The sequence below is a fragment of the Thermodesulfobacteriota bacterium genome (assembly GCA_040756475.1).
In the GTDB taxonomy this organism is placed as follows: domain Bacteria; phylum Desulfobacterota; class Deferrisomatia; order Deferrisomatales; family JACRMM01; genus JBFLZB01.
In genome coordinates this window covers 1-8,677 of record JBFLZB010000185.1, presented here as the reverse complement: position 1 = coordinate 8,677, position 8,677 = coordinate 1, and the positions used below count along the sequence as shown (strand labels likewise).

The window sequence follows — 8,677 nt, the reverse complement described above, 5'->3', positions numbered from 1 at the left end:
GGCCCTGGCTGCCCTCTATTTCTACGGCTGGCGCTGCGTCGCGGTGTTGGCGGTCACCAACGCCGCCGCCTATGCCACCGAGCGCTACTTCACCCGCCAGCGCGCAGAGCCGGTGACGTCGGCGGTCTTCGTCACCGGGAGCCTGCTCGCCCTGTCCCTGCCGCCGGCCACGCCGTTTTGGATGTGTGCCCTGGGCGCCCTGGTGGGGGTGGCCTTCGGCAAGGAGCTCTTCGGGGGTATGGGCCGAAACGTCTTCAACCCGGCGCTGGTGGGCCGGGCCTTCCTGTACGTGTGCTTCCCGGTCCAGCTCACCGCCGGGTGGCTCGAGCCCTTCCGGGGCGGGCTCGGAGGGCTCGCCGCCTGGCTCCCGGCGGACGCGGTGACGGGAGCCACGCCCCTGCCGACCCTGGCCCTCGGGGAGCCCGTGTCGGCCCTGCTCCTCTTCCTGGGCGCGGTGCCGGGCAGCCTGGGAGAGGCCAGCAAGGCGGCGCTCCTTGTGGGGGCTGCGGTCCTCCTGTGGAGGCGGGTCGCCTCCTGGGAGATCATGGCCTCCACGGTGGGCATCTACCTGGTGGTGACGGCGGTTTTCCGGCTCCTGGGGTGGGGTGCGGGGGCCGACCCCCTCCACGGAGTCCTGGCGGGTGGCTTCCTCTACGGGGCCATCTTCATGGCCACCGACCCGGTGAGCGCCAACCGCACGCGGCCGGGGAAGGTGGCCTACGGGGCGGTGATCGGGCTGGCGACCGCGCTCATCCGGGATCTGGGCAACTTCCCCGAGGGGATCATGTTCGCCATCCTCCTCGGGAACATGTTCGGTCCCATCCTGGAGGAGGGGCTGGGCGCCTGGAAGGCCTGGCGGGCGGGGGAGTCCCACCCGTGAAGAGCTCCCCCCTCTACCCCATCGGGTTCATGGTGGTGCTGGCCGCCTTCTTCGGCGCGGTGGTGAGCTCGCTCGCCCTGGTGACCCGTGACCGGGTGGAGGCCGGCGAGCGGGCCCAGTTTCGCCAGCACGTGCTCTCGGCCTTCCACCTGCCCGCGCCCCGGGAGCCCGACGCCCTGGCGCGGTTGTGGAGCCGCCGGGTGGAAGAGCTCGCCGCGCCCCAGGGGGAGTACTACCGAGTGCGGGGTGAGGACGGCGCGCTGCTGGGCTACGGGTTCCGTTTCCAGGGGCCCGGCTTCTGGGGCCCCATCAGCGGGGTGCTGGCGGTCAAGCCCGGGGGGACGGAGATCCTGGGAATCGCCTTCACCAAACACCAGGAGACCCCCGGCCTGGGGGGGCGGATCACGGAAGCCTGGTTCCGGGAGCAGTTCCGGGGCAAGCCCCTGGCGCCTCCCCCCGGAGGAGGGCCCGCCCTGACCTTCGTGTATCGGCCGCCCCGGGAACCCCGGGAGGTGGAGGCCGTGACCGGGGCCACCCAGACGAGCAGCCGTCTCGAGGAGTCCCTGAACCGCTTCCTGGAAGACCTGCGCCGGCACTCCGCCCTGGCCGGGGGGGAGGCCCGCTGATGGCCATGCGCCCCACCCTGTGGCTGCGCCGGAGCCTGGGCGTCTCCACCCTGCGCCGGGGCATCTGGGACGACAACCCCATCTACCGGCAGATCCTGGGGATCTGCTCGGCCCTGGCGGTGACGAACCTCCTGGTGAACACCGCGGTGATGAGCGCGGGGCTCGTCTTCGTCACCGCCATGTCGAGCTTCACCGTGAGCTGCCTGCGCACCGTCACCCCCAAGCGGGTGCGGATGATGGCCCAGGTCCTCATCATCGCCTCCTACGTGATCGTGGTGGACATCGCCATCAAGGCCTACCTGCCGGCCATCAGCGAGGCGCTGGGGCCTTACGTGGGCCTCATCATCACCAACTGCATCATCATGGGGCGGTGCGAGGGGTTCGCGGCCAAGAACCCCCCCGTGCTCTCGTTTCTCGACGGGCTCGGGTGCGGCATCGGGTACGGGCTCGTGCTCCTGACCATCGCCTTCTTCCGGGAGCTCCTGGGGTTCGGCACCCTCTTCGGGGCCCCGGTGCTCCCCGACGGGTTCACCCGCTGGGTGATCATGGTGATGCCCCCGGGGGCCTTCTTCATGCTCGGCCTGGTGATGTGGCTCCTGCGCACGGTGCAGAAGCCCCGATCGCCCGCGGAAGGAGGGTAGCGTGGAAACCCCCGGCCCCTTCACGATCTTCCTCGCGTCGATCTTCATCAACAACATCCTGCTCGCCAACTTCCTGGGCATGTGCTCCTTCATCGCCGTGTCGCGGGAGATCAAGACGGCCCTCGGGCTGGGCACGGCGGTGATCTTCGTGATGACCCTGACCTCGGGCATCAACTACTTCGTCTACACTCTCCTCCTGGAGCCGCTGGGCCTCGAGTACCTGCGGTTCATCGCCTTCATCGTGGTCATCGCCGCCACGGTGCAGCTCGTCGAGATGATCATCGAGCGGGTGAGCCCGGTGCTCTACTACGCCCTGGGAATCTTCCTGCCCCTCATCACGGTCAACTGCGCCATCCTCGGGGTGAGCCTCTTCCTGGTGATCCGGGAGTACTCGTTCCTCCAGAGCCTGGCCTACGGGGCGGGGGGCGGCGCCGGCTGGGCCCTGGCCATCCTGGCCATGGCGGGGCTTCGCCAGAAGATGAAGCGCTCCCGGGTGCACCCGGCGCTCCAGGGCCCCGCCATCACCATGATCCTCACGGGCATCATGGCGCTCGCCTTCATCGGGTTCTCCGGCATGGTGCCGATGTGAGGCCCACCGGGCGGCGCCGTGCGCAGCGGGGGGCCCGTGGGTAGCGTGGTCTCCGCCGTCCTGGTCCTGGCGGGCCTGGGGGCTTTCCTGGCCCTGCTCCTGGTGCTGGCGGAGAAGAGGCTCGCCTCGTCGGGCCCCGTGCGCCTGCGGATCAACCAGGGGGAGCCCCGGGAGGTGGAGGGGGGCGAGCCGCTGCTGTCGGCCCTCAAGGGCCAGGGCATCTTCATCCCCTCGGCCTGCGGAGGCCGGGGGAGCTGCGGCCTGTGCAAGGTGCGCATCCTGGAGGGGGGCGGGCCGCTCCTGCCCACCGAGACCCCCCACCTCTCCCCGGAGGAGATCGACAACCAGGTGCGCCTGTCCTGCCAGGTGAAGGTGCGGGAAGCGATGGCCCTGGAGATCCCCGAGTCGCTCCTGGAGGTCGAGGAGTACCCCGTGCGGGTGGAGGCGCTCACGCCGTGCACCTACGACACGGTGAAGGTACGCCTGGGTTTCGAGGCGGACGCGGGCTTCTCCTTCCGGGCCGGCCAGTACGTGCAGGTGGAAACCCCCATCTACGACGGCCTCTCCGAGCCCGTGTACCGGGCCTACTCCATCTCTTCCCCGCCCTCGGAGACGCGGTTCATCGAGCTCATCCTGCGCCGCGTGCCCCGGGGCATCTGCACCACCTACGTCCACGAGCTCCTGCTCGCGGGAGACCGGCTCAAGATCAACGGCCCCTACGGCGACTTCTACCTCCGGGAGACGCAGGCGGAGGCGGTCTTCATCGCCGGAGGCTCGGGGCTCGCGCCCTTCGAGGCGATACTGGCCGACATGGCCGAGCGGGGGATTCGCAAGAAGGCGACCCTCTTCTTCGGGGCCGTGAGCCGCCGCGACCTCTACGACCAGGAGCTCCTGCGGGAGTACGAGGAGAAGATCCCGGGCTTCCGGGCCGTGCCGGCCCTCTCCAAACCCGCGCCCGAGGACCAGTGGGAGGGGGAGACCGGCCTCATCACCGAGGTGGTGGCCCGAGGCTACGAGAGCATGGCCGGCATGGAGGGGTACCTGTGCGGGAGCCCCGGGATGATCGATGCCTGCATCCGGGTGCTCACGGAGAAGGGCATCCCCGAGGACCGGATCTACTTCGACAAGTTCTCGTGAGCGTGCCCCGATCTCATCGGTATCGGGATCGATTTCGACCGAGCTGAACCGGAATTCTCGGCGCAACCCCCGCGGGGAGGAACGATGAAGCAGTCGCCCCAGCTCCAGGCGGCCCAGGCCCGCATGGCCCCGGGCGCCCTCACCATGGACGGCTTCCTGGGGACCGACCCCCGGGACCTGGCGGAGATCCTGGAGGACGACGAGGGGGCGGTGCGCCGGCTGGGCCTGGCGCACGAGGCGCTCGCCGCCGACCTCCACCGCCTCACCGAACGGGCCATCGGCGGTTTCGGCGCCCCGGTAGCCGAGGGCCCCTTCGAGCTTTGCGCCTGCGAGGCCATGGGCGTGCTCCCGTGCCCCTTCGGGGAACCGGGCCTCCACCCCAAGGCCGTGATCGAGGCCCGGCGCACCGACACGGGGGAGCGCCTGTCTTGGACGGCCCTCCAGGTCCACCTGATTCGGGCCCACGGCTTCTACGAGGGCCGGGGCAGCCCGTTTCGCCTGGAGCCCCCCGTCCTTGCCCGGTTCCTGGGTCTGCACCCTCCCCCGCAGTAGAGGACCCCGCTTCAGCCCGGCCCTGGGCGGGCCGATAGGGAACAGTGCTGTGCCGCCCTGCGGCGGCGCCGGGGGGCCGTTGTCTCGGCCCCGGCGCTTTCCCTATCGGGGGTAGGAGACGGAGCCCACATGAAGGCAGGATTGCCGCTGGCTTTGCTCGCTGCGTGCCTCGCCTGGTCCCCGCCCGCCCGGGCAGGCGACGACCTGATGGACCTGAGCCTCGAGGACCTCCTGGCCGTGGAGGTCACCTCGGTCTCCCGCAAGCCACAGAAGCTCTCCGACACGGCGGCGGCGGTCTTCGTCATCACCCGGGAGGACATCCGCCGCTCGGGCGCCACCAGCATCCCCGAGGCCCTGCGCATGGCCCCGGGCCTCCAGGTGGCCCGGATCGACGCCAACAAGTGGGTCGTCACGGCCCGGGGCTTCGCCGACCGGTTCAGCAACAAGCTCCTGGTCCTGGTGGACGGCCGCAGCGTCTACACCCCGCTCTTTTCCGGGGTGTACTGGGACGTGCAGGACACCCTCCTGGAGGACGTGGACCGCATCGAGGTCATCCGGGGCCCCGGGGCCGCCCTGTGGGGCGCCAACGCCGTCAACGGGGTGATCAACATCATCACGCGCCACGCCGCCGATACCCAGGGCGGGCTCGTCACCGCCGGGGGGGGCACCGAGGCCCGGGCCTTCGGGGGCGCCCGCTACGGGGGCGCCCTGGGGGAGGGGGCCCAGTACCGGCTGTTCGCGAAGGGCGCCCAAACGGACAAAGGAGAAGACGCCTCGGGCCGGGAGGGCGCCGACGCCTGGCACGCCCTGCGGGGGGGGCTGCGGCTCGACGCCCGGCCCTCGGCGCGCGACGCCGTGCTCGTCACCGGAGAGGCCTACCGGGGAGAGGCCGGAACCCGATACCTCGTTCCCCGGCTGCCCCCCCCGGGGTCCCCCGGGGCACAGACCGGAGAGATCGTGGAAGACGACGGCCGGTTCTGGGGCGGGCACCTCCTGGGCCGCTGGAGCCGCACCCTCTCCCCCGCCTCGGACCTGGCCCTGCAGCTCTACTACGACCGCACCGATCGCCGGGAGCTCCTCTTCGGCGAACGGCGCGACACCCTCGACGCGGACTTCCAGCACCGGTTCGGGATGGCCCGCCACGAGCTCGTCTGGGGGTTCGGGTACCGCCTCACCCGGGGAGAGCTCGAGACCGGGGAGGTCATCGCCTTCGACCCTTCGACCCGGACCGACCAGCTCTGGAGCGCCTTCGTACAGGACGATGTCACCCTGGTGCCCGAGCGCCTGCGCCTGACCCTGGGCTCGAAGTTCGAACACAACGATTACACCGGTTTCGAGGTCCAGCCCAACGCCCGGCTCCTGTGGACGCCGCTGCCCCGCCACTCCTTCTGGGCCGCGGTCTCCCGGGCCGTGCGGACGCCCTCCCAGGGAGATGCCGGGGCCCGCATCCGTTCCAATGTGACCCTGGTCCCCGATCCCCGCCAGCCGGGCGCGACCTTTCCTGTGCAGCTCGTCCTGGAGGGCAGCGAGGACTTCGGGTCCGAATCGCTCCTGGCCTACGAGGCAGGGTACCGCGCCCACCTGGCCCACGAGCTCTCCCTGGACGTGACGGGCTTCCACCACCGTTACCGGGACCTACGCAGCTTCGAGCCCCAGGAGCCGGAGCTCCGGGCCGAGCCGGTGCCCCATGCGGTGCAGGCGCTTCGCTGGGACAACCGCCTGGAGGGCCGGGCCTGGGGCGTGGAGACGGCGGCGGACTGGTTTGCGCTCCCCTGGTGGCGCCTCCAGCTCGCCCACACCTGGTTCCTCCTGGAGCTCCGGGCCCGGGACGGGAGCGCAGACTTCTTCTCCGAAAACGACGAGGGCCGAAGCCCCCGGCACCAGGTCTCCCTTCGCTCGTCCCTGGACGTGACCTCCGGCCTGGAGCTCGACGTGTGGCTCCGGCGCGTGTCGCGGCTCCCCCAGGACGGCGTGGAGAGCTACACCGCCCTGGACGTTCGGTTGGGGTGGAGCCCCCGGGAGGATCTGGAGCTCTCCGTGGCCGGCCAGAACCTCCTGGACCGGCGCCGGGCCGAGTTCGAGCCGGGCCAGGCGATTCGCACGCTCCCCACCGAGGCAGAGCGGGGCGTCTACGGCCGGGTCACCCTGCGGTTCTAGGCGGACACCGGCGCCCATGGGTCTTCCCCTTCGCTTCTCGTCCCCGGGCCGGCCCCGGCGCTGGCTCCTGCCCGCGCTGGCGTGGCTCCTCGCCGCGGCGGCTGCCGCCGGGGCCCAGCCGCGCCAGGCGCAGGAATACGAGGTCAAGGCGGCGTATCTGTACAACTTTGCCCGGTTCACCGACTGGCCCCCGGCGGCCTTTCCCGCGCAGGACGCGCCCCTAGTGGTTGCCGTGCTCGGGGAGAGCCCCTTCGGTTCGGCGCTGGACGCCCTGGCGGGGAAGACCGCCAAGGGGCGTCCCCTCCAGGTGCGCCGGGCCCGCCGGCTGGACGAGCTCCCCGGCGTCCACCTGCTCTTCATCGCCGACTCGGAGCGGGGGCGCCTGCCCGTGATCCTGAAGGCCCTGGCCGGCCGGCCCGTGCTCACCGTGGCCGACGTGCCCCAGTTCGCGCGCCAGGGAGGGATGATCCAGCTCGTCTCGGCCGAGGGGGCGGTGCGGTTCGAGATCAACCGGGACGCGGCCCTCCGGGCGGGCCTGGAAATCAGCTCTCGCCTGCTCCAGCTCGCCACCCTCGTGGGCTCCGAGGCGCAGCCGTGATCGGCCGCATCGCCGCGGGGCTGTCCATCCGGGCCAAGCTCACGGCCGTCATCGTGCTGACGAGCGCCGCGGCGCTCGTCCTGGCTGCCGGCGCCTTCGTGGCCCACGAGGTCTTCACCTACCGGAGCTCCCTGGTGGCGGAGCTCACGTCACTCGCCCGGGTGGTGGGGAGCAACACCACCGCCGCCCTCTCCTTCGACGACCGCCGGGCCGCCGCCGAGACCCTGGCCGGTCTCTCGGGGGAGCCCCACATCCTGCGGGCGGCCCTGTACGACGAGGAGGGGCGCCGCTTTGCCGTGTATCCGCCCTCGGCCGAGGCGGACGCGGCGCCGGATTGGGCACGCCGGGACCAAGCGCGGTCCCCCACCCACCGCTTCTTCCCGTCCTACCTGGAGCTCGCCCACCCCGTGGTCTTCGACGGGGACGTGGTGGGCACCGTGGTGCTGCGATCGAGCCTCGAGGCGCTCCGGGCCCGGCTGCTGCGCCTGGTGGCCATCGCCCTGGGCATCCTCGCCCTGGCATCGCTGGTGGCCTACTCCCTCTCCCTGGCCCTGGGCCGGCTCATCGCCCGGCCCGTGCAGGACCTGGCCGAAACCATGGGGCGGGTCTCCCGGGAAGGGGACTTCTCCCTGCGGGCGGCGGGCGGGGGCCAGGACGAGCTGGGCGCCCTGGTGGACGGCTTCAACCGCATGCTCGCCCAGCTCCAGGCCCGGGACGAAGAGCTCCTGCGCCTGGCCACCGCCGTGGAGCAGGCCGCCGAGGCCATCGTCGTCACCGACACGCACTGGCGCATCCAGTACGTGAACCCGGCCTTCGAGCACATCACCGGGTATGCCCGGCAGGAAGCGCTGGGGGAGCACATCCGGCTCCTGCGCAGCGGCGAGAACGCGGCCGAGCTCTTGCGCGACCTGGAGGAGCGGGTGGCCGGGGGAGAGCCCTGGAGCGGCCGCCTGGTGAACCGGCGCAAGGACGGCTCGCTCTACGAGGAAGAGTGCACCGTCTCCCCCGTGCGGGACGACCGGGGCCGCATCGTCAACTACGTGGCCGTCAAGCGGGACGTCACCGCCGAGGTGCGGCTCGAGAAACAGCTGCGCCAGTCCCAGAAGCTCGAGGCCCTGGGCACCCTGGCGGGGGGCATCGCCCACGACTTCAACAACGTGCTGACCCCCATCCTGGGGTACACCGAGATGGCGGTGGACGACCTGCCCCCCGACAGCCGCGTCCGCGACGGCCTGACCCGGGTCCTGGCCGCCGCGGAGCGGGCTCGGGACCTGGTCAAGCAGATCCTGGCCTTCAGCCGCCGGGCGGAGCAGGAGCGCCGGCCGGTGCACCTGGGGGACCTGGTGCGGGAGACCCTGCGGCTCGTCTCCGCGACCCTGCCCAAGACCATCGAGATCCGAAGCCGCCTCGACGACGACCCGGGCCCGGTGGTGGCCGACGCCACCCAGCTCCACCAGGTGCTCCTCAACCTGTGCACCAACGCGTGGCATGCCATGG

Annotated in this window: 9 protein-coding genes; all 9 read left to right on the top strand. The window is 71.6% G+C overall.

Features of this window, described 5'->3' with window-relative positions:
- The coding region (locus tag AB1578_19405) for an RnfABCDGE type electron transport complex subunit D (GenBank protein ID MEW6490061.1) at nt 1-880 on the top strand (880 nt) is incomplete at its 5' end.
- Nucleotides 877-1,506: an FMN-binding protein gene (locus AB1578_19400; protein MEW6490060.1), complete on the top strand. Its 630-nt coding sequence runs from the start codon at nt 877-879 to the stop codon at nt 1,504-1,506. The genes AB1578_19405 and AB1578_19400, both read left to right, overlap by 4 nt.
- Before the next feature lie 5 nt (nt 1,507-1,511).
- The gene (locus AB1578_19395) at nt 1,512-2,147 is read left to right on the top strand and encodes an NADH:ubiquinone reductase (Na(+)-transporting) subunit D (GenBank protein ID MEW6490059.1); all 636 of its coding nucleotides are present in this window, start codon (nt 1,512-1,514) and stop codon (nt 2,145-2,147) included.
- A gap of 1 nt (nt 2,148) precedes the next feature.
- Nucleotides 2,149-2,736, top strand: coding sequence for an RnfABCDGE type electron transport complex subunit A (locus AB1578_19390; GenBank protein ID MEW6490058.1), 588 nt, complete (start codon nt 2,149-2,151; stop codon nt 2,734-2,736).
- Between the two features lie 36 nt (nt 2,737-2,772).
- Nucleotides 2,773-3,873 (top strand): 2Fe-2S iron-sulfur cluster binding domain-containing protein, encoded by a 1,101-nt coding sequence (locus AB1578_19385; protein MEW6490057.1) that lies wholly within the window; start codon nt 2,773-2,775, stop codon nt 3,871-3,873.
- Between the two features lie 84 nt (nt 3,874-3,957).
- Nucleotides 3,958-4,425, top strand: a complete 468-nt coding sequence (locus AB1578_19380) for a hypothetical protein (protein ID MEW6490056.1) — start codon at nt 3,958-3,960, stop codon at nt 4,423-4,425.
- 129 nt (nt 4,426-4,554) lie between these two features.
- Complete coding sequence (locus tag AB1578_19375) at nt 4,555-6,582, top strand: TonB-dependent receptor (protein ID MEW6490055.1); 2,028 nt, start codon at nt 4,555-4,557, stop codon at nt 6,580-6,582.
- Nucleotides 6,583-6,598: 16 nt separating this feature from the next.
- A complete protein-coding gene (locus AB1578_19370) occupies nt 6,599-7,180 on the top strand; it encodes a YfiR family protein (protein MEW6490054.1) in 582 nt (193 codons plus the stop codon).
- Nucleotides 7,177-8,677 (top strand): PAS domain S-box protein (locus tag AB1578_19365; protein MEW6490053.1); only part of this gene is annotated, 1,501 nt, incomplete at its 3' end. The genes AB1578_19370 and AB1578_19365, both read left to right, overlap by 4 nt.

Bases quoted from the DNA above. Each gene is read 5' to 3' on its own strand.
- AB1578_19395 (MEW6490059.1), top strand. From the start codon at position 1,512: ATGCGCCCCACCCTGTGGCTGCGCCGGAGCCTGGGCGTCTCCACCCTG.
- AB1578_19380 (MEW6490056.1), top strand. From the start codon at position 3,958: ATGAAGCAGTCGCCCCAGCTCCAGGCGGCCCAGGCCCGCATGGCCCCG.
- AB1578_19375 (MEW6490055.1), top strand. From the start codon at position 4,555: ATGAAGGCAGGATTGCCGCTGGCTTTGCTCGCTGCGTGCCTCGCCTGG.
- AB1578_19370 (MEW6490054.1), top strand. From the start codon at position 6,599: ATGGGTCTTCCCCTTCGCTTCTCGTCCCCGGGCCGGCCCCGGCGCTGG.